The sequence below is a fragment of the Pricia antarctica genome (assembly GCF_900101815.1).
In the GTDB taxonomy this organism is placed as follows: Bacteria; Bacteroidota; Bacteroidia; order Flavobacteriales; family Flavobacteriaceae; genus Pricia; species Pricia antarctica.
Map to the genome: position 1 here is coordinate 207,037 of NZ_FNAO01000001.1, position 20,450 is coordinate 227,486.

General features: G+C 45.0%; 16 protein-coding genes. 4 read left to right on the top strand and 12 right to left on the bottom strand.

The window, feature by feature from the left end:
- Positions 1–39 precede the first annotated feature (39 nt).
- Both BLT07_RS00865 and BLT07_RS00870 read left to right on the top strand, forming a co-directional pair.
- A complete protein-coding gene (locus BLT07_RS00865) occupies positions 40–1,587 on the top strand; it encodes an Rne/Rng family ribonuclease (protein WP_091864785.1) in 1,548 nt (515 codons plus the stop codon).
- 70 nt (positions 1,588–1,657) lie between these two features.
- Entirely contained in the window at positions 1,658–2,125 is a 468-nt protein-coding gene (locus tag BLT07_RS00870) for a regulatory protein RecX (protein ID WP_091864787.1), read from the top strand.
- 120 nt (positions 2,126–2,245) lie between these two features.
- On the opposite strand, the gene BLT07_RS00875 is transcribed toward BLT07_RS00870, so the two are convergent.
- The 8 genes from BLT07_RS00875 to BLT07_RS00910 all read right to left on the bottom strand — a co-directional run bounded on the left by BLT07_RS00875 (position 2,246) and on the right by BLT07_RS00910 (position 10,533).
- Positions 2,246–2,743, bottom strand: coding sequence for a DUF6646 family protein (locus BLT07_RS00875; protein WP_091864788.1), 498 nt, complete (start codon positions 2,741–2,743; stop codon positions 2,246–2,248).
- Between the two features lie 71 nt (positions 2,744–2,814).
- Positions 2,815–3,672 carry a cupin-like domain-containing protein gene (locus tag BLT07_RS00880; RefSeq protein ID WP_091864790.1) on the bottom strand — a complete coding sequence of 286 codons (858 nt, stop codon included), beginning with the start codon at positions 3,670–3,672 and terminating at the stop codon, positions 2,815–2,817.
- A 201-nt stretch (positions 3,673–3,873) separates the two neighbouring features.
- On the bottom strand, positions 3,874–4,983 hold the full coding sequence (gene bioB / locus BLT07_RS00885) for a biotin synthase BioB (RefSeq protein WP_091864792.1): 1,110 nt from the start codon (positions 4,981–4,983) through the stop codon (positions 3,874–3,876).
- A 217-nt stretch (positions 4,984–5,200) separates the two neighbouring features.
- Positions 5,201–6,511 carry a beta-ketoacyl synthase N-terminal-like domain-containing protein gene (locus BLT07_RS00890; protein WP_091864794.1) on the bottom strand — a complete coding sequence of 437 codons (1,311 nt, stop codon included), beginning with the start codon at positions 6,509–6,511 and terminating at the stop codon, positions 5,201–5,203.
- A 149-nt stretch (positions 6,512–6,660) separates the two neighbouring features.
- Positions 6,661–7,935, bottom strand: a complete 1,275-nt coding sequence (gene bioA / locus BLT07_RS00895; RefSeq protein ID WP_091864796.1) for an adenosylmethionine--8-amino-7-oxononanoate transaminase — start codon at positions 7,933–7,935, stop codon at positions 6,661–6,663.
- Between the two features lie 160 nt (positions 7,936–8,095).
- Positions 8,096–8,713, bottom strand: a complete 618-nt coding sequence (bioD, locus tag BLT07_RS00900; protein WP_091864798.1) for a dethiobiotin synthase — start codon at positions 8,711–8,713, stop codon at positions 8,096–8,098.
- Complete coding sequence (locus tag BLT07_RS00905; protein WP_245726415.1) at positions 8,710–9,153, bottom strand: putative signal transducing protein; 444 nt, start codon at positions 9,151–9,153, stop codon at positions 8,710–8,712. The genes bioD and BLT07_RS00905 overlap by 4 nt, the downstream gene beginning before the upstream one ends.
- A 12-nt stretch (positions 9,154–9,165) precedes the next feature.
- Complete coding sequence (locus BLT07_RS00910; protein WP_091864800.1) at positions 9,166–10,533, bottom strand: aminotransferase class I/II-fold pyridoxal phosphate-dependent enzyme; 1,368 nt, start codon at positions 10,531–10,533, stop codon at positions 9,166–9,168.
- A gap of 224 nt (positions 10,534–10,757) precedes the next feature.
- Between BLT07_RS00910 and BLT07_RS00915 the strand changes: the two genes are divergently transcribed.
- Complete coding sequence (locus BLT07_RS00915) at positions 10,758–12,566, top strand: M61 family metallopeptidase (RefSeq protein WP_091864802.1); 1,809 nt, start codon at positions 10,758–10,760, stop codon at positions 12,564–12,566.
- A 92-nt stretch (positions 12,567–12,658) separates the two neighbouring features.
- The gene (locus BLT07_RS00920) at positions 12,659–13,189 is read left to right on the top strand and encodes a GNAT family N-acetyltransferase (protein WP_091864803.1); all 531 of its coding nucleotides are present in this window, start codon (positions 12,659–12,661) and stop codon (positions 13,187–13,189) included.
- A gap of 102 nt (positions 13,190–13,291) precedes the next feature.
- Here BLT07_RS00920 and BLT07_RS00925 read toward each other — a convergent pair whose 3' ends face one another.
- The 4 genes from BLT07_RS00925 to glmS form a co-directional block, all read right to left on the bottom strand.
- Positions 13,292–13,570, bottom strand: coding sequence for a F0F1 ATP synthase subunit delta/epsilon (locus BLT07_RS00925; RefSeq protein ID WP_091864805.1), 279 nt, complete (start codon positions 13,568–13,570; stop codon positions 13,292–13,294).
- A gap of 138 nt (positions 13,571–13,708) precedes the next feature.
- Positions 13,709–15,217 carry a F0F1 ATP synthase subunit beta gene (gene atpD, locus BLT07_RS00930; RefSeq protein WP_091864807.1) on the bottom strand — a complete coding sequence of 503 codons (1,509 nt, stop codon included), beginning with the start codon at positions 15,215–15,217 and terminating at the stop codon, positions 13,709–13,711.
- A 181-nt stretch (positions 15,218–15,398) separates the two neighbouring features.
- Entirely contained in the window at positions 15,399–18,224 is a 2,826-nt protein-coding gene (locus tag BLT07_RS00935) for a TonB-dependent receptor (protein WP_091864809.1), read from the bottom strand.
- A gap of 194 nt (positions 18,225–18,418) precedes the next feature.
- The gene (gene glmS / locus BLT07_RS00940; protein WP_091864811.1) at positions 18,419–20,266 is read right to left on the bottom strand and encodes a glutamine--fructose-6-phosphate transaminase (isomerizing); all 1,848 of its coding nucleotides are present in this window, start codon (positions 20,264–20,266) and stop codon (positions 18,419–18,421) included.
- Positions 20,267–20,450 lie beyond the last annotated feature (184 nt).

Consider the following 20,450-nt stretch of genomic DNA (forward strand, 5'->3'; position numbering starts at 1 on the left):
TCGGAATTATTGTGAAGGGGCAAGTACAAATATATTCAGGTGAATAGAGAATTAATCGTAAGATCTAGTTCCGATGCCGTTGATTTTGCCCTTTTAAAGGATGGAAAGCTCACTGAATTGCATAAAGAGGAAGACAACAACGATTTTTCCGTTGGCGATATACTTCTGGCCAAGGTACGCAAACCGGTAACCGGTCTCAATGCAGCCTTTGTCAACGTGGGTTATGAAAAGGATGCCTTTTTGCATTATCATGACCTTGGGCCACAACTGGCCACTATGCTTAAATTTATAAAGCAGGTAAGTACCGGGAAATTGAAGGATTATACCCTTACCAATTTTCCTACAGAAAAAGACATTGACAAAAATGGTGTCATTACCGATGTCATCAAGGCAAACCAGTCTTTACTCGTGCAAATTGTCAAAGAGCCCATTTCCACCAAAGGCCCAAGAATCAGTTCCGAACTTTCCATTGCGGGGCGTTATCTGGTCATGGTGCCTTTTTCCGATCGTGTATCCGTTTCTCAAAAGATAGCGAGCAATCAAGAAAAAGACAGGCTAAAAAGACTGGTAAAAAGCATAAAACCAAAAGGGTTTGGTGTTATTATCAGAACCGTCGCAGAAGGCAAAAAAGTAGCGGAACTTGACAAAGATCTAGAAAACTTGTTGGCCAAATGGTCGACAATGTGTGAAAAATTACAAAAAGCGCATACCCCCTCGAAAGTATTGGTCGAGCTCAACAGGGCTTCTTCGATACTCAGGGACGTCTTTAATGATTCCTTTACCGGTATTCATGTAGATGACGAAACGCTTTACGACCAGATTCAGGATTATGTACAGGAAATCGACCCCGGAAAAGAGTCGATTGTAAAGCTGTATCAATCGCCGGTTCCTATTTTTGAAAAGTATGGGATAGAACGGCAGATCAAGACTTCTTTTGGCCGTACCGCCAGCATGAGCAAAGGTGCGTACTTGATTATCGAACATACCGAGGCATTGCACGTTGTAGACGTGAACAGCGGTAACCGTTCGAGCAGGGGCAAGGGCCAAGAAGATACCGCTCTGGAAGTGAACCTTTTGGCAGCTTCCGAAATCGCCAGGCAATTACGCCTTCGCGACATGGGTGGCATCATTGTGGTAGACTTTATCGATATGGTAAAGGCACCGCACAGAAGAAAGCTCTTCGACCATCTTCGCAACGAGATGAAAGACGATCGTGCCAAGCACAAAATTCTGCCGCCCAGTAAATTCGGGCTGATACAGATAACACGGCAACGCGTTCGTCCCGAAATGAACATCAAGACGACCGAAGAGAACCCCAACGGGAGCGGAAAAGAAGTTGAAGCCCCTATCGTTTTGGTAGATAAAATCAATTTCGATCTCGAAAAGTTGTTGAAAGGGCCTAAAAAGGATGAGAAGATTACTTTGAACATCCACCCTTTTATCGCGGCATACATTACGAAAGGCTTTCCATCCATGCGGTCCAAATGGTTTTTGGAGCATAAAAAATGGGTGAAAATACAGCCACGCGATGCCTTTACGTATCTCGAATATCGATTTACGGATAAAGACGGTAAGACCATTTATTGAATTGGTAATTACCAATTATTAAAGCGATTCTTCGGCAACGAAGGGTCGCTTTTTTTGTTTAAATTACAGCATGATGAAAGCCTACTCCTTAAAGGAAGCGACAAAAAAACTCGAAGGCTATTGCGCGTACCAAGAGCGCTGCCATAAGGAAGTGGTGAATAAATTACGGGAGATGCGTATGATTCCCGAAGCCATAGACCAAATTGTCGTTCACCTTATCGAAAACGACTACTTGAACGAGGAGCGTTTTGCCAAAAGCTTCGCCCGGGGAAAATTCACTATTAAAAAATGGGGTCGCAAACGGATTCGGTTGGAATTGAAGCAGCGAAGCATTTCAAGGTTCAATATCAAGACGGCGTTGCAAGAAATTAACCAAACTGCTTATCTTGATACCTTCGACGCCCTTGCCGACAAAAGATTGTCTCAAATTACCGAAAAGAACCGGCTAAAAAGAAGAAAAAAACTAGCCGATTATCTACTGTATCGCGGATGGGAAAGTGAGTTGGTGTACGCGAAAATCAAGGAACTTGTCCCGTGAAACGTATTGCGCTTTGGGCCGTAGCCCATTACCCAGTAAAAAAAATCGAGTCTCTGTATGCCAGTGCCTCCCAATCCTTCCAAAACCGGGGTCAGACTGAGCACCCAGCAACTTAAGAAACTACAAAAAGTTGAACGAAGCCCCAAGATTTATGGTAAACTGATTATGCAGTTCTTCCGCCGGGCTCAAATCACCAGTATCATACTTTGCAATAGGAAAGCCCAGTTCCGTAAATACACCGAACCCATCTGAAAAGAAATACCGAGCTCCAGTATGAAAACCAAAATTCTTTAGCCCCAGATCAAGTCCCGGATACAGATCAAATCGGTCGCTGATACCCATTACCGGACCAAGGTGGGCGCTGAACCTTGCTTTGGCATCGAAGCGTTCGCGCGCGCCATTATCAAGGCCGCTACCGATTCCCAGGGAATATGAAGAAGTTGCCCCTATCGATATATTCTCGCCCAACCCGTAATCGTAGGAGGCGGTGATGCCTGTACCGTTATTTTGCAAATTTGCGCCTACCTGAAATTTTTGATCCCCTTTGCCCGAGTATCCTTGTGCCCATGCCGAAATAGTGCCGGCCAATAAAAATAAAATTGCTATGAAACTTTTCACATGTATGAATTTAGAGTATGAATTGAAAGTACAAATTTACGAAACGATATCAGATTATAGAAATCGGTATTCTAAGCCAACATCGCATTCGTCCGCTCCACCGCCTTCGCATTTTTATGCTCTATCCACTTTTGGCCTTGTATTTTACGCATGGCGATATCGAAACTTCGCATTATTATGATATTGTACAAGCCCTTTGCGAAATTGAAAGGGCTTTTAGGCCAAGAACGTAAACTCATCGAAAATCCGGGGGTGACATATTTCATATAATGCCAATAGCCTTCGGGCATGTAGAGCACGTCGCCATGGTTCAATTCCGTTTTAAATCCATGGGCCGATTTCAAAGCGGGCCATTTTTCGAAATCGGGATTTTCGAAATCGATGCTTTCATGGGTTATCAATGAATGTGGCACCTTGTACAGGTATTTTGTCTCGGATTGTGGAAACAGAATACATTCCTTTTTTCCCTCAAAATGGAAATGGAAAATATTGGACATATCGATATCGTAGTGCATAAAAGTGAAGGAATCCCGTCCTCCAAAAAACAGCATGGGCAGTTTTTTCTTTAATTTGAGACCGAAATCAGGAAAGCTGAAATCCTTTTGCAGTTGCGGTACTTCCTTTAAGATGTTCCAAAGGAAGATACGATACTTGGTAGGTTCCGATTTCAAGAGATTTACATAATCGGACATCTTCATCTGGGCATGCGGCTCGTTAAACCCATCTTCGTGGTTTACAGGCCGATTATCATATAAAGGAACGGTCTTATCTCCGGCAACCTCTTTTATGTAGTCTAAACTCCATTTTTGAGTAGCTGGCCAGTCATCGACTGCATGTTCGATGACCACCGGCTTTTGCGGTTTGAAATATCTCTCCAAAAAATCTTCCTTGGTAATGGACTTCACCCTCGGAATAGCTTCTAAATTCAAGGCTTGATGATTAAAAACATTTAAATCGAAAGCGGCAAATTTAATTATCCCTGAAGGATAAACTTCTTAAATCTATTCTAAATTCATTATCGGTAGCTAAACGATTGCGACAAAGTAGGTCAGAAAATCGTTTCTGATAGCGAAGCGATAAGGCTGGCTAAATAGAAAATTTTCCGTAAAAAGGCAGAATATTTGCTACCTCTATAAATCAGTGGTGCTAACAGATGGTTTGGGTTTCGCTTTGGCCGTTTCGTTGCGTTCTATGGAATGCCCTGGTCGGCTCCATTTTGGTTTTTCGCCCAATGGCTGTAGCTGCGACTCGGAAGCCTCTAAAGTCTTGGGTTGCGAGACTTTCGTGAAGGGTTTCTGCGGGGTCAGTCCCAACAACTTGAACATGGCCATGTCCTCGCCTACATCGGGATTGGGAGTGGTCAATAGCTTATCGCCCGCAAAAATAGAATTCGCCCCTGCAAAGAAGCACATGGCCTGCCCTTCGCGGCTCATTTCGGTACGCCCAGCCGACAGTCGTACTTGGGTTTCGGGCATCACGATACGGGTCGTGGCGACCATACGGATCATTTCCCAGATACTGATGGGTTCCATCTCCGCCATAGGAGTACCTTCCACTGCGACCAGGGCATTGATCGGTACGGATTCAGGCTGTGGGTTCAAGCTTGATAGCGCGACCAGCATTCCTGCGCGGTCTTCCAAAGCTTCGCCCATTCCGATTATCCCACCGCTACAAACGGTAACATTGCTCTTGCGTACGTTGTCGATAGTATCCAAACGATCTTGAAAGGCTCGGGTAGAAATTACATCCTTATAATAATCCTCGGATGTATCCAAGTTATGATTGTAGGCGTAAAGTCCGGCTTCTGCCAGACGCTTCGCTTGGTTTTCGGTGATCATCCCAAGGGTACAGCAGACCTCCATATCCAATTTATTGATGGTACGCACCATTTCAAGTACTTGGTCGAATTCCGGGCCATCCTTGACGTTACGCCAAGCAGCACCCATACAGACGCGTGAACTTCCCGAAGCTTTTGCCCGTAAAGCTTGTGCCTTAACATGTGGAACGGTCATCAAATCGTTACCCTTGATATCGGTATGGTATCGGGCCGCTTGCGGACAATAGCCACAATCTTCAGGGCAACCGCCCGTTTTAATCGATAGCAGCGTAGATACCTGCACCGTATTGGGGTCGTGGTGTTTTCTGTGGATGGTGGCCGCGTCGTAAAGCAGTTCCATCAATGGGGTATTGTAGATATCGAGGATTTCGGACTTGGTCCAGTCGTGTTTCGTCTTGGTCATGTGCGTGGATTCATTCGAAATCAAAAATAGGCTTTAAAATAGAAAAGAGACAATAGAAAATAAAAAAAAGACCTACTACAGGATAAGTGCCGCAGGTCATTTGTACAATGGGTTGCTATAAAAACTAGGTATTTATCCGATAGCAAACCTAAAACGGCGTTGGACAATAGTGTATGAATTAGGACAATGGGTCTGTCAAAAAATATCCTACACTTTTCTAGACAGACCCCAATAATATGCTTACCGCGTTACCCCCAAACCCGACCGCATTCACAATTATTTTTTGAATGCTTTTAGGCTTCGGAAAGTATTCAGCGCAAGGAACTTCGATAAACTGTTGGTGCTGCAACATTAAAAGGGCCATTTCAAGGCTCAACATCCCCGAAGTGCCAAAAGTGTGCCCTATTTTCCACTTATTGGTGGTCAAAAATGGAAGTTTGTTACAAAAAACTTTTACGATGGCCCTGTATTCGGACAAATCGCCTTTTATCGTGCCCGGGGCGTGCATTACGATTATATCGACCTCTTCGGGTTTCGTTTTTCCCAAGGCCATGCGCATGGAGCGTTGAAAGCATTCGGCATCGGTGGAGATGGAGGTATTGTGCCGTAAAGGCTCGGTAGCGTAGCCGATACCTTCGATTACGGCCAAGGTATTTTCATGTATCCCTTTTTCGAGGCAGGCAACCGAGGCGCCTTCGCCCAAGATCATGGTATTTTGTTTTTTCGTGAGATTTAGGGCTTGGCAGGGGTAATTTTGGCCAAACCCATCCATCGAAGTCTGGGATATTTCGGCTCCGCTGGGCAAAGGCCGCTCGGGTGCTTGGTTTTGGCCCCTTTCTGTTTCGCTTGATATAGATTGATTGGCAACGCTATCGCAGGTAGCATAGATTTTCAGTGCCTTCATTTGGGCGATGGTAAAAGGGGTCAATGGGGCTTCACTTCCCCCGACCAGAAACTGGTCCGCCATACCACTTTTGATCCAGGCCACCCCGTTCAACAGGGCATGAAGGGCGGTGGAACAGGTAATGGAATGGGATATTTCTGGGCCCTTGGTCTGCAAATCGTGGGCTACCCAAGATGAAATATTGCCTAAGGTCGTGGTCGGGGAGGAAAGTGTCGATGCCCGTTTGTCTTTCAGAAATTCTTCATGGTACTTTTCAAAAAGTGTGGTCGCGCCTCTTGATGAACCAATATTGATTCCGAAACGGATGTCATCCCGAGCGCCTCGACCGCTCTCGGCACGAGCTCCTTCAAGAGACCATCCTGCTTGCTCTACTGCCTTTCGTGAGGCGTATAGGGCGAATAGGACCGAATCGTCAAGATTTCTGTATTTCGCATCCCCGTTTTTTAGTTGGTCGATTTCCTTTTTTGCGAATTCTTGCAAAGGGGCTATCCATTCGTCGGTCCCGCTGAAATTTCTTTTGGTGAAACAAGGGGTGTTTTTTTGATAGTTGGCCCAAATCTCATCCTTGGAAATACCAAGCGGGGAAATGGAGGCTATTGCGGTTATGGAAATTGGTGTTTTCAATAGAATTTTTCAAGTTTGAAAGCGGATCGTTGAACCGCATAGGGCTCATAAACATACAAAATTCACAAGTTTAAATGGATTGCTGCGCTAAATCTTCAACATCATTAAGCGCAAGCCTTGCGCTACAACTTTAATATCATATGTAAGCCTTAAAGCGCATCCAAGGCACTTTTTATGGTATCATAGATTTTTTGTAATTGCCCGTCGGAAATTACATAAGGTGTCAGAATATAAATCGTATTACCGAGCGGGCGTAAAAATACCCCGTTTTCCATAAAATGACCCATGAGCTTATCCCGAAGATTACCGTAACGTTCCATTTTCACATTCAGATTCAAGGCGTAGATAGTTCCGCATTGTCGGGTATTTTCTATTTTAGGATGATTTTTGATTTCTTCATTAAACCGCTGGTGGGAAACTATAATCCGCTGGATATTATTCTGTATTTCTTCGGATAGCAATAGTTCCAATCCTGCCAAAGCCGCTGTGCACGCCAATGGATTGGCGGTGTACGTATGCCCGTGAAAAAGGCCTTTGGCCATATCATCACTGTAAAAAGCGTCATAAACATCTTGGGTGCAACTGGTAATGGCCATGGGCATTAGACCTGCGGTCAGGGCTTTTGACAGGCAAATGATATCCGGTTTAGTTGTCAAATGGTCCGAGGCAAAATGTTTACCGGTCTTTCCGAAACCGGTCATAACCTCATCGGCAACACAGAGTACCTCATGCCGTTTCAATAGCCTTAAAATTTGGTCAAGCCCCTCCGCATCGTGCATTTTCATGGCTGCGGCGCCCTGTACCAAAGGTTCGTAGATGAATCCGGCTATGTTGTTCTGTTGAAGTCGGGAACTCAATTGTTTCAAAATATCCGTGATATTTTCCTTAGTCGGCACGGGTATACGTTCTACGGCTATAAAAAAATCCTCGAAGGGACCATTGTATACGGATAGACTCGAAACGGACATCGCCCCAAAGGTATCGCCATGAAACCCATCTTCAAAAGCGAGCATGATTTGGCGTTTTTCACCTTTGTTAAAATGATATTGCAACGCCATTTTTATCCCGATTTCCACAGCCGTGGAGCCGTTGTCGGAAAAGAACAGTTTTTCTTGGTTTGCAGGAAGTATCTTTATGAGTTCTTCGGATAGCCTAACGGCCGGTTCGTGGGTAAATCCGCTAAAGACCACTTGGTCCAAACGTTGCATCTGTTGATGGACTTTTTCCAGAATGTAGTCGTTACAATGTCCGTACATGCAGGTATACCAAGAGGCGATTCCGTCGATGTATTCCTTTCCGTGTTCATCGTATAGTACGGCACCTTTCGCCTTGGCGATGGCCAGCATTTGGGGATGCAATTTGTGCTGTGTAAGCGGATGCCAAAGGTGTTTTTTGTCGCGCTCCGATAAGGATTCCGTAGTCATTAGTTGTGTGGAATGCCTATTTGGTTTTCTCAAGTGCATATACAAAGATGGGGAAATAAAATTCCAAATCCCAATCACCAAATCACAAGTACCAAACTTAAAATCCCAAAAATTATCGGGAAGATGGACTGTTGGGGGAATTGCATTGGAAGGAATTCAATCAAAGCGATTGTAACATCGGTGCGAAGCGATCTGCGTATTTTTTAATCACGGTTTTGTCAAAAGTCGCTTCTTCGTCTATACGGCCTATAAGCGAAACACCGGTTTTATGCAGTATAATGTCCTCGGTATGCGGATTGGGATTCCCGCTAAAAATCAAGGAAACATCATAACCTTTGCTCGTCAGCCAGTTCACGGTCAACAGCGTGTGGTTGATACTGCCCAAGTAATGTCTTGAGACCACGATCACTTGATACGTTGGCATAATAATGTCCAACACCGTATCTGTCTCGTTCAGGGGCACCAAAAGACCCCCAGAACCTTCAATGACTAAATAATTATCGGTTTGAGGTTCGTGAATTTCAAGGCGATCAATGGTTATACCATCGATTTCGGCGGCCGCATGCGGACTCATAGGAGATTTCAGCTCGTAACTGCTTTTATGGAAAACGGTTTTTTTGTTCGATATCAATTCCTTCACCCTGTCCGTATCCGTATGGTCGAGATTTCCCGCCTGTACGGGTTTCCAATAATCGGCTTCCAAGGCTTCGGTGATAATGGCCGAGGCGATGGTTTTTCCGACGTCCGTCGATATTCCTGTTACAAAAATTTGCTTCATTGTATATTGAACTTGTTTTTACAATTTTCACATCGGTACTCGTACTTCGTATAGAAGGGCAAGACGCCAAACAAAAATCCGAATAAGAAGGACGCCAACGATTTAAAATCCTTGACATTCGTGAAATAATCGACTTTGATACTCTTGCACTCCGGACAGTAGATTTCTTGGCCTTCGTCATCGACCGAGTACTGCCTTATAGATTCTAGAATTCGAATCGCCTTTAAAGCGTCCTCGGTGTGAACTCTCAACTTAACGCCGCCAATGGCATTACTTACCAAGGGGTCGGTATCGATAGTAATATTATCGGAAAGAAATACGGAAATCCCGTCCGCTTCAAGACGTCCCTTTACGATTTGTGCCTCAGAGGAATATTGAAATCGCGCTACGGTAGCAAAAATTGCGTTATTGTTGTTATGTTGTAGTTTTCGTACGGTCAAAATACGGGAGTATCAGGCTTCTTTGGTAAAAATAGCCAATAATTGTAAAACTTCGCTTATTTCTTTTTCGGTATTAAAGGTATGCAGGCAAATACGCAGCCGTTCTTGGCCTTTGGGTACCGTCGGCGAAAGAATGGGTCGCACGTCAAATCCTTTTTCCCGAATTTTTTCGGCGATTTTTTTCACCCTTTCGTTTCCCGGAATTATACAACAATGGATGGCGGAGGTACTGGGGATGAAAATTGGTTTCAGTACGCCTGCCGGCGAGGTAAGGTCGCCCCCTTTGACATTGCCTATACTGGGCGCGTTCGAAGTACTCAGGGCAGGTGTTTCCAGCTCAAAATTGAAATGTTTTATCTTTTCGGAAAGGTCACGGACAATGCGATGCCTTGGCGTTCCGTCAGCTGCATTGTCGGACATCAATAGGTATTCATAGGATGCAGTAATGGTTGCCACGGAATGTGGGGGAAGTCCCGTTGTATAAATTAAGCTGCGGGCAAAATTGACCAAATAGTTCTTTAGGATGATACTTCCTAAGATAGCTGCACCGTGGCATCCCATCGCTTTTCCGAAGGTAACGATACGCGCGAAAATGGTATGCTGTAATCCCAATTCCTGTACTAGACCTTCTCCGCATTTTCCAAATACTCCTATGGCATGGGCTTCGTCCACTACCAAATGATACTTGTTTTCTTGACAGAATTCGGCAAAAGCCTTTAGGTCGGGAGAATCACCATCCATGGAGAAGACGGATTCGGTGACAACGTATACCTCGGCTGTGTTAGGTAAAGGCACTTCGGCTTCGCCTGCCTTGCCCGGAATCAAGCGCGATGGCCGCAGTTCCGTTTTAGGCAACTTCCTTTCCGCTTGGCCCCGCTTCTCTTTGGTTCCGAATAGGCTTCGACGGCGCTCAGCCTGCTCTCTTTTTTTTAAATCCCCTAAATCGTTATGCTTGAACTTATAGCTTTTGGCATTTCCCATTTTGATGCCGTCGCGGATACTAGCGTGAATGTATTCGTCATAAAAAACAATATCACCACGCTGGGGTACGGCCCCGAAAAAGCCGATGTTGGCGTCGTAGCCCGAATTGAATACCAAAGCGGACTCCGTTTGGTGGAATTCCGCCAATTTTTCTTCCAGTTCGGTATATAAAGGATGATTTCCCGAAAGCAATCGCGAACCTGTTGACCCGTTCTGTACGATATGCTTCTCGGATAGTATTTGCGATGCCCGCTCAAAGATTTCCCCGTTTCTGGAAAGACCCAGGTAATCGTTAGAGGAAAAATCGACAAGAGTATTGCGTTCCGGCAAACTGCGTAGCGTTTTGTCACCCGTTCTTGCCAGCAGTTTTTCTTTTAATTTTTTCGGGAATTCCACCATACCACAAATGTAGCATATCCCTATTTTATATATTGAAGTCGTTTAGACTTTTCCTTTTACCTGCGATATTCACATTTTTCACCCTAATTTCGTCTTTTTTAAGTTCCGTAGCTTAGGCTATGCAACTGAAAAATGACATCATTAGGGCAAAAAAGCCGAATATCTCGGTTCCAAACAAAAAGTCTAAATGACTTCAGTATATTCGTTGAAACAAACCATCTTCAATGACACGTTTTACCTTGCTTTTCCTGTGTATTGTTTCTGGACATTCCCTGTTGGCGCAAACCAACCGTTATGAAATCTCCTTTGAAAACGCCGTGCACCACGAGGCGATAATCAATGGAAAATTTACGGATTTAAAATCCGATACTGTCGCTTTCAGGATGAGCCGCAGCTCACCAGGACGCTATGCCCTGCATGAATTTGCTAAAAATGTCTATAATTTTAAGGCCACCGATAGCCAGGGAAAGGACTTGCAAATCTCCCGCCCGAATCCCTATCAATGGGATATTACCGGTCACGACGGCACGGTGAATATCAGCTACACCCTGTTCGCCAACCGCGGTGGGGGCACCTATTCGCAGGTCGACGAGACCCATGCGCACTTGAATATTCCGGCCACCTTTATGTATCCACCTGAGCTTAGCGAACGTAAAATTGAAGTGGATTTTAAGATCCGTGAAGACCTGAACTGGAAAATCGCTACGCAGATGCCCCTTGTCTCCGGTACCACCTACTCCGCGCCCAATTTTCAGTATTTTATGGACAGTCCCGTTGAAATCAGCGATTATCAAATGCGGGAATTCGATGTAACCTCAAATGGGAAAAGTCAAAAAGTGCAATTTGTACTACACCATAACGGTACCGAAGAAGAACTGGATACTTATTTCGAAAAGGTCAAGAAAGTCGTGCTGGCCGAAAAGGAGGTATATGGCGAAATGCCGGATTACGATTATGGAAAATACACTTTTTTGGCCTGCTACGTCCCCAATGCCTCCGGGGATGGTATGGAACATCGAAATTCCACCGTTTTAACGGATGTCGAAGGTTTGGCCGAAGGTGGCATGAAAAATAATATCGGCACGGTTTCCCATGAATTTTTCCATAGCTGGAACGTTGAGCGCATCCGCCCGAAATCTTTAGAACCCTTTAATTTTTCGGAAGCCAATATGAGCGGTGCCCTTTGGTTCGCCGAAGGCTTTACGAGCTATTATACCAACTTTATTCTTTGCCGCGCGGGACTCATCACTCCCCAGGAATATATCGAAGGGATTTCAGGCACATTCAACTACGTCTGGAATTCCCCTGCGCTACAGTTCTTCAATCCCATCGAAATGAGCTATCAAGCACCTTTTGTCGATGCGGCGACCTCGGTAGATCCCGTAAATCGCGAGAATACCTTTATTTCCTACTATTCTTACGGAAGTGTGCTGGGTCTGGCACTAGATCTGTCTTTGAGGCAGAACGATCTGAATTTGGACGGTTTTATGAAACAGGTCTGGCAGACGTATGGAAAAAATGAAAAACCCTATGTTTTGGAAGACTTACATAATTCCCTGAACGATTATGCAGGAACGTCTTTTGGAGATACTTTTTTCAACAAATATATCTACAAAAGTGGAATGCCCGATTATAAATCCCTGTTGGAATCGGTCGGCGTAATGCTTCAGCAAAATCCGGAAAGCCCTTATATCGGTATATCGGCACAACTTGACGGCGATGGTAACGGGGTGATTCGAACGAACCCTAAAATCGGTAGTCCTGCCTATGAAGCGGCGCTCGACATGGGTGATGTAATCACGTCGATCAACGGCAACGATTTCCCTACTGGGCAGCAATTTAATGCCTTTATCAAGCAATTTAAGGTGGGAGATATGCTGAAAATCGGTTTTGAACGCTACGGCAAAGCGAAAACTACTTCGGTAACCCTAAAATCAGACCCGGAATATAGCCTCCATCTTATGGAGACCCTTGGGGGAAAACCTTCGAAAAAGCAATTGAAAAATAGGGAGGAGTGGCTTAAAACTGAGTAAGCGGTAAGGATGTGGGGTTTAAAAAAGAATTTGGGTCTCTTGAACAGATCACTTCACTGCGCTCGTAATTATCCACTATTAGGTAAAGTTGTATGATAATTTATGGCAGAGTAACCTCCGAAGAAGAGTTGAATCAGATACTTGCCTTACAGCAAAAGAATTTGCCCTGGGTCGTTTCATCCGAAGAAAAGAAAATAGAGGGTATTGTTACCGTTTGCCACACGCTCGACATCTTGAGGGCGATGAACGAGCTCTGCCCGCATATCATTGCAAAATCCGACGGTATCGTAATTGGCTACGCCTTGTGTATGCATCCAAAATTTGCGGATGCAATTGAAGTGCTTCGCCCCATGTTCGATGAAATAAATGTGGTACATCCCAAGATTAAAAACTACATCGTGATGGGTCAAATCTGTATCGCAAAAGCGTTTCGCGGTCAAGGGGTCTTTCGCAAATTGTACCAAACCATGCTGGAGAACATTCAACCTGAATTTGGACTAATTATTACCGAGGTCGATGCCGAAAATAGGCGTTCGCTGCAAGCGCATTATTCGGTCGGGTTTGAGGAATTTAAAACATATCGGTCGGGAGACCAAAATTGGAAATTGATTGGGTTGAGTTGAAAAAATTGGTGTCAATAAAATTTCAAAGAGCCATCTGAGAAAACAGATGGCTCTTTGAATTTCAATTCGTTTTTGAGGATTAAAAAGTTGGTTCTAAGGCGCTTAATCCGCCAGGATAATAATCTTATTATCCTTCATCTCAACCGTACCGCTAGTAATATGCAGAACCGTTTTTCCATTGACATCATTAGAAAATTTGGAGGCATGGGCTTTGGAAATGGAAGTAGTACCGTCGAACTTGACATCACCTTCCTGCAATAGGGAAACGATGGCCGCGTGGTCTTTCAACATCTGGAACTCGCCTTCGACTCCGGGTACGGTTACCGAGGTGACTTCTCCGGCAAACAATGTTGCCTCTGGGGATACGATTTCTAAATGCATTCTTTCGATTAGTTAGTAGTATGTTTTAGGAAACTGAAACTTTCTGCAAAGAAAAGATTCCAAATTCTAAATTCCACCGCCAAAACCCTGTATTGGCATTTGGTGCTTGTCATTAGGGATTTTCCCAGCTCCGCTCGATTAAGCCTCTGCGAGCATCTTCTCTCCGGCTTCCATCGCTTCTTCAATAGTACCTTTCAAGTTAAAAGCTGATTCCGGCAAGTGATCGAGTTCGCCGTCCATAATCATATTGAAGCCTTTGATGGTTTCCTTGATATCGACCAATACTCCGGGGATACCGGTGAACTGCTCGGCCACATGGAAAGGCTGGGAAAGGAAACGCTGTACCCGTCGGGCACGGCCTACGGCCAGTTTATCTTCTTCCGATAATTCTTCCATACCGAGGATGGCAATGATATCCTGTAATTCTTTATAACGCTGCAACAACTCTTTTACACGCTGGGCGCAGTTGTAATGATCTTTGCCTAAGATATCGGCGGTAAGGATCCGTGAGGTAGAATCCAATGGATCCACTGCAGGATAGATTCCTAATTCCGCAATCTTACGGGATAGTACCGTAGTAGCATCCAAGTGGGCAAAGGTAGTTGCCGGCGCGGGATCCGTAAGGTCATCCGCAGGTACGTATACCGCTTGTACCGAAGTAATGGAACCTCTTTTTGTGGAGGTAATCCGTTCTTGCATGGCCCCCATTTCGGTGGCCAAGGTGGGCTGATACCCTACCGCTGAGGGCATACGGCCCAAAAGTGCGGATACTTCCGAACCTGCTTGGGTAAAACGGAAAATATTATCTACGAAGAAAAGTACATCCTTTCCTTGCCCCTCGCCTGCGCCGTCACGGAAGTACTCCGCAATAGTCAGACCGGATAGGGCCACACGCGCACGTGCTCCGGGAGGTTCGTTCATCTGTCCAAAAACGAAGGTCGCCTTCGAATCTTTCATCACTTCTTTATCTACTTTCGAAAGGTCCCAACCCCCTTCTTCCATCGAATGCATAAAAGCGTCGCCGTATTTGATGATGCCGGATTCCAGCATTTCGCGCAAAAGATCATTTCCTTCGCGAGTTCTTTCTCCCACCCCGGCAAACACTGAAAGTCCACCGTGCCCTTTGGCAATATTGTTGATCAATTCCTGAATTAGTACGGTCTTGCCGACTCCTGCTCCACCGAACAGACCAATTTTACCTCCTTTGGCATAAGGTTCGATAAGGTCGATAACCTTGATTCCCGTAAAAAGGACTTCGGTAGAAGTAGTAAGGTCTTCAAATTTAGGTGCTTCCCTGTGAATGGGCAAGCCATCTTTACCGGCTTTTGGTAAATTCCCAAGGCCATCAATAGCATCCCCGATTACGTTGAAGAGGCGTCCGTAAACATCTTCGCCTATAGGCATTTGTATGGGTGCTCCTGTCGAAAGTACTTCGGTTCCCCTGCTCAATCCATCGGAAGAATCCATTGAAATCGTTCTGACCGTATTTTCACCGGTATGGGACTGTACCTCCAAGACCAGTTTGGAACCGTTTTTATTGGTAATTTCCAAGGAATCATAGATTTTTGGAAGTTCATCGCCCGATTGGAATTCCACGTCGACGACCGGCCCGATGATTTGGGAAACTTTACCTGTAACTTTTGACATTGCGCTTGTGTTTATATGACAGGTCTATCCCGATGGGAATCCCATCCTGTTTTTCAGGGGGCAAAGATAGGGTATTAGGCTTAATTTGAAAACTACTTTTTGCTGTTTTTTGGGATGTCGATTTACGGCAAAAAAAGAGCGGCCGAATTGGCCGCCCCTAGGTTTCATTTTTTGTACAAAATCATGGATTAATTGCCCAAGAGAGGTAATACAATGACCCTATATTTCCGGTACCAACGGCTGAAAAATACTCGTGGCCCGTTAGGTTCGAACCGCCCAATTTGAATACGGACTTGATACTGGGCACCGAATAGTTGATCTGTGCATCTAACACGCCGTATGCAGGTATGTCGCCATCGGCAAACGTAGCCTGCCATAAATAGGTATCGCTCCATCGGTAATTGATATTGAAACCGAAATTCTTGAACAGGTCCGTATTTCCGAAGGAAGCCTTGAACTTATGTTTGGGCGTGTTGAAACTCGTTCTAAAATCAGGGAACGCCGCTTGATTGAAATCCAGTTCGCTAAAGGTATAACTGCCTCCTATATCAAAGTTGCCCAATATTTTGGCATCGATACCGATGGTCGCCCCGTAAGAGTTGATATCCGCAAGGGAATTGGTATAGGTTTGAAACGCTTGAAAATCTCCGTTTTTCAGTGCTAAAAGCGATAAGCCTCCATCTCCCGCCTCACCGTATAGAGGAACAACTACGGTAGTATTGGATATAAAATTTTTGTATGCATTGTAATACCCACTTAAATCAATAGCTACTTTTCCAAGTTGAGCCCGATACCCAACCTCATACGCCGTTATTTCTTCGGGCTTAACGAATGGGGTGTTTACAGTCGTCGGATTTTTAGCCTCTACGGAACTCTGCGAATAGGCGTTTTCGTAAGCGTCCCTACCTGTAAGAATAACTGATGACTGACCTGTCAACACCCTCCCCTTAGTACTCAATAGAATTGGTGACGAAGTATATCGGTCAGGATTGTTAGGAGCGGAACCCACCAGAATAGCTCGCCCTGCATTCAGACCAATGAATAGGTCTTGGGTCGTAGGGTTTCTAAAACCCTGTTGTATCGATCCACGAATGTTGTGGTTTTTCTTTTCCCCCAGAGTATAGACCAAGGAACCCCTGGGCGAAAGGAAGCCGTCGAAAAATTCGTTCTTATCGTATCGCACCGACCCCGTAAACTTCAAACGTTCCTCAAAAAATTTCTTCTGCAATTGGGCATAGGCCCCATATTCCCCGTAAACAATGGGCTTATCAACATCGGTAAAGATGGTGCCAGTGGAGTTTAAAACATATTCCCTGAAGGAACCCCCGACCTGAATTTCGGCAAAATCTTGCGTCAGATGGCTGAAATTATAATTGGCATCAACATGGCGTACTTTAGTATTATCGATAAACTTGGCACCGGTGGTCAGGTTTCCGTCCGTAATGACGTTTGTAAGGGCATTTTCAAAAGCCGGCGTACCGGGAATTAACCTTCCCGAATCGGCCGCCTGTCTTGCAGCGGCATGTGCAGTGGCATCATCCAATTGTATTCCAGTTGGGTTTGCCGGTGTCACTACCCCCAGCTTGGCACCGATAAACGTTCGAGCATAATCGCCGAACCAAGAAGGCTCACTTGCATCATCGGGATTGGGTGCATCCCTTTTCCAGCGACGGTTTACGTTTATGGCGGCAAAACGAGTGTCGTAGGAGTTTCCGGAGTTTTCGGCCGTCAGATATCCCCGTAAAAAGAAATTATCGTTTCGGATTTCGAGTTTATGCTGCTGCATGATAAAATCTTGTATGGAATATCGGTTGGCACCTTGGTAAATCGTATTACCCCGACCGACCCTGGCCTGATAGACGATTTCAAAATCATCGGCAAAAGGCCTAAAATGCAATGCGCCGTCGAACTTGACGCTTTCCGCGCCATAATCCAACAAATCCGCTTCGTCATAACCCGTCCTTGAAACTAATGCGGATCCAATTGTTCCCGACGGTAGCGCCTGTGTTGTACCATCTGGCAAATCAGGCACCGCAAGATCATCAAAATCAAGTGTCGTTGAAACCTCATCCCCGTAAATATTGAGTCCATCGTAAGCAGGATCGATTCGAGTGCGCCCTGGATTCAGCAAATCAATATCGTTGTTCGCATGCCAGTCTTCTCCCCTCAATATGGAAAAATTGACCTTGGCGGCAAACTTGTCGCTGAAGGCATGTGCCGCACGGATACCAAAATCGTAATATCCGTTCGTCCCCGCTGCATCTTGGGAAGTGGCCCCGCCCTTAAGATAGGTGCTGATCCCTTGATAGTTCCAAGGATCTTTACTGGTCATAAAGAGGATACCGTTAAATGCGCCCGCCCCATAAAGTGCGGAAGAGGCCCCAGGAAGTATCTCGACGCTCTTGACCTCGAGTTCTGACATACCTACCAAGTTCCCTAACACAAAATTAAGGCCCGGGGCGGAATTATCCATTCCGTCTACCAATTGCATGAATCGATTATTCGCAAAAGTGGCAAAACCACGGGTATTTATGGATTGAAAAGTAAGACTGTTGGTATTGACATCAACCCCTTTCAAATTCTGAAGTCCACTATAAAAAGACTCCGAAGAAGTAGTCTTGATCTCCTTCAGTCCGAACCGCTCTACGGAAACGGGAGATTCGAAAATACGTTCCGGAGTTCGTGAGGCGGAGATGACGACCTCGTCTAAAAAGGTCTGGGTTTCGTTCAAAACAATGGTCAAGGTGACGCCGGTTTCCGTGACTTCCTCCTTTCCCTCGGTATAACCTATACTTGTAATATTCAGCTGAAAAGGGGGGACTTCGGAAGTTTCTAAAATAAAATTTCCATCAAAATCGGTCGTAGTCCCGATGGCTTTCCCATCGATTACAATATTGGCCCCGGGTACGGGCTGTTCGTTCTGATCGACTACTTTACCGTTTACGGTAGTCTGCGAAAAACCGAAGCTCGCCATCAACAATAGGGGGAAAAATAGTATTGCTTTCATGTTAAGTTTAAGTTAAATTGATTTGTATCGGCAAGTTAACATTTTTTTTAAACCGAAAATCATAAAATGAAAAAAATTATGCATGCATAGTATTTTTTTCGTAAATATCATCGCTGAGATTGCTATATTCCCAAAATAAAAGACCATCGATCGTGCGATGGTCTCTATCAATTTTTTCTATTTGAGGATGCTCGCTACTCCACCGTAACCGACTTGGCCAAGTTTCTAGGCTGATCCACATTACAACCGCGCATTACGGCGATATGGTAAGACAGCAACTGCAAAGGTATTGTAGTCAGTAGCGGTGTTAGGCTTTCAAAGGTTTCCGGCACTTCGACCACATGATCGGCCAGTTCGGTAACCTGTTCGTCGCCTTCGGTAACAATGGCAATGATCTTCCCCTTTCGGGATTTTATTTCCTGAATATTGCTTACTACTTTTTCGTAGTGCCCCAACTTGGTGGCGATTACAAAAACGGGCATTTGTTCGTCGATCAAGGCTATCGGACCGTGCTTCATTTCGGCCGCTGGATAGCCTTCTGCATGTATATAGCTGATTTCCTTTAATTTAAGCGCACCTTCTAAGGCGACAGGAAAATTATAACCCCTACCTAGATACAAGGCATTGGTAGAATCTTTGTACACTTCGGAAATAATTTCGACCAACGGGTTCGATTCCAAGGCCTTTTCGACCTTGGCAGGAATGGTTTCCATTTCCACCAAGTATTCACGGAAGCGAGCTTCTGAAAAAACGCCCTTTTCTTTGGCCAGTTTCAGGGCAATCAAGGTCAAGACCGTAATTTGCGTGGTAAATGCTTTGGTAGAAGCGACTCCGATTTCCGGACCGGCATGGGTGTAAGCCCCCGCATCGGTCTCACGGGCAATCGAAGAACCAACCACGTTACAGACACCGAATACAAAAGCTCCATTTTCCTTGGCTAGTTTGATAGCGGCCAAGGTATCGGCCGTTTCGCCGGACTGAGAAATCGCTATCAACACGTCTTTATCGGTAATTACGGGATTTCGATATCGAAACTCCGAGGCATATTCTACCTCAACGGGAATTCGTGCCAGATCTTCAAAAATATATTCGGCCACCAGCCCGGCGTGCCAAGAGGTGCCACAGGCTACAATAATAATACGGTTGGCATTCATGAACTTGTCAAGATGCTCATCTACCCCGGCCATTTTTATAAGACCTTGTTCCGTACGCAACCTGCCGCGGTACGTATCGAGAATAGCGCGAGGCTGCTCATAGATTTCCTTGAGCATAAAGTGGTCGTAACCGCCCTTTTCGATTTCCTCTATGTTCATTTTTAGTTCTAGGATGTTCGGATAGGTAATCGCGTCATCTTTGATTTTCCTCAATTTGATCTCTTTTCCGAGACGGATTACCGCCATCTCCTCATCGGCTAAATAAATCGCATTGTTGGTAAATTCAATAAACGGGGAAGCATCGGAAGCAATGAAGAACTCGTTTTCCCCGACGCCAATAGCCAATGGGCTACCCAATTTGGCCACAACGATCTCATCCGGTTTTTGTTTGTCAAAAACCGCAATGGCATACGCACCGACCACTTCGTTCAAGGCCAGCTGTACCGCTTTCCCGAGCTTGACATCTTCTTTTTTCTTGACTTCTTCTATGAGGTTGACCAACACCTCGGTATCTGTATCGGAGTGAAATGTATAGCCTCTTATAATCAACTCTTTTTTGATGGATTCGTAATTCTCTATGATTCCGTTGTGGATGATAACCAGGTCGCCGGAATTTGAGTAATGGGGATGTGAATTTACATCGTTGGGCACCCCATGGGTCGCCCAACGCGTGTGACCGATACCCAAACTGCCCTTTGTAGAAATTTGCTCCTCCGATTTCTTTTTCAAGTCTTCGACCTTTCCCTTGGTTTTGGAAAGATTAATAGCATTACCGTCGTAAAGTGCGATACCGGCACTGTCATACCCTCTGTATTCTAGACGCTGAAGTCCTTTGATAATAATCGGATAGGCATCTCTATGCCCTATATACCCAACAATTCCACACATAATATTAGTTCTTTAGTTATGGGGGAAGCTCTGTTTCACGACAAATTTAAGCGAAATGAGTAAAAAATATCCCTGTTCTAGAAATTAAACGAAGAAATGTGGGAACTCGTATGTAGCAGTCCGGGAAATTAAGATTTAATGATTAAACAAGGTTTTGTCCCGCATTGATTTATAGAATTTGGAA

Excerpts from the sequence above, each read along its gene's own strand:
- glmS (WP_091864811.1), bottom strand. The coding sequence starts at position 20,266 with ATGTGTGGAATTGTTGGGTATATAGGGCATAGAGATGCCTATCCGATT.
- BLT07_RS00920 (WP_091864803.1), top strand. The coding sequence starts at position 12,659 with ATGATAATTTATGGCAGAGTAACCTCCGAAGAAGAGTTGAATCAGATA.
- BLT07_RS00935 (WP_091864809.1), bottom strand. The coding sequence starts at position 18,224 with ATGAAAGCAATACTATTTTTCCCCCTATTGTTGATGGCGAGCTTCGGT.
- BLT07_RS00915 (WP_091864802.1), top strand. The coding sequence starts at position 10,758 with ATGACACGTTTTACCTTGCTTTTCCTGTGTATTGTTTCTGGACATTCC.
- bioB (WP_091864792.1), bottom strand. The coding sequence starts at position 4,983 with ATGACCAAGACGAAACACGACTGGACCAAGTCCGAAATCCTCGATATC.
- bioD (WP_091864798.1), bottom strand. The coding sequence starts at position 8,713 with ATGAAGCAAATTTTTGTAACAGGAATATCGACGGACGTCGGAAAAACC.
- atpD (WP_091864807.1), bottom strand. The coding sequence starts at position 15,217 with ATGTCAAAAGTTACAGGTAAAGTTTCCCAAATCATCGGGCCGGTCGTC.
- BLT07_RS00870 (WP_091864787.1), top strand. The coding sequence starts at position 1,658 with ATGATGAAAGCCTACTCCTTAAAGGAAGCGACAAAAAAACTCGAAGGC.
- BLT07_RS00910 (WP_091864800.1), bottom strand. The coding sequence starts at position 10,533 with ATGGTGGAATTCCCGAAAAAATTAAAAGAAAAACTGCTGGCAAGAACG.
- BLT07_RS00925 (WP_091864805.1), bottom strand. The coding sequence starts at position 13,570 with ATGCATTTAGAAATCGTATCCCCAGAGGCAACATTGTTTGCCGGAGAA.
- bioA (WP_091864796.1), bottom strand. The coding sequence starts at position 7,935 with ATGACTACGGAATCCTTATCGGAGCGCGACAAAAAACACCTTTGGCAT.